Origin of the sequence: Bradyrhizobium sp. NBAIM08 (genome assembly GCF_020193935.1) — a bacterium.
Taxonomy (GTDB): Bacteria; Pseudomonadota; Alphaproteobacteria; order Rhizobiales; family Xanthobacteraceae; genus Bradyrhizobium; species Bradyrhizobium yuanmingense.
Map to the genome: position 1 here is coordinate 1 of NZ_JADYVR010001352.1, position 382 is coordinate 382.

At 60.5% G+C, this 382-nt stretch carries 1 protein-coding gene; it reads right to left on the reverse strand.

Annotation, left to right across the window (positions count from 1 at the left end; genetic code table 11):
• On the reverse strand, window positions 1–382 hold a 382-nt coding region (locus I6F37_RS44875; protein ID WP_225155115.1), incomplete at both ends, for a DUF305 domain-containing protein.

Here is a 382-nt window from a genome sequence, read left to right on the forward strand (position 1 = left end):
AGTTCAAGGAGCTCGGGGTCCTTGCCCTTGTCGAGCTCTTCCTGGGCCATCTCGATCGCACCCTCGTGGTGGGGGACCATCATCTTGATGAAGGCAGCGTCGAACGGATTCGCTTTCTGCAGCATCACGGGGTCCTCGTCCATGCCCATCATGTGCTCCTGGACGCTGAGCTTGCCAACCTTGACTCCGGCTTTGGCCAGCTCCGCGTCCTGGGTACGCATGAACGTGATCTCCTTCGTCTGCGTATCCGTGATGTTGCTCGCCAGCTCCTTGACGAACTGGCTCTCGCCACGCCCGCTCGCGATTGCGGCCATCTGAACCGCTGATTTGTGATGCGGGATCATCGCCGCCACGAAGGCACGATCGGTAGCGTTTCCCTTGG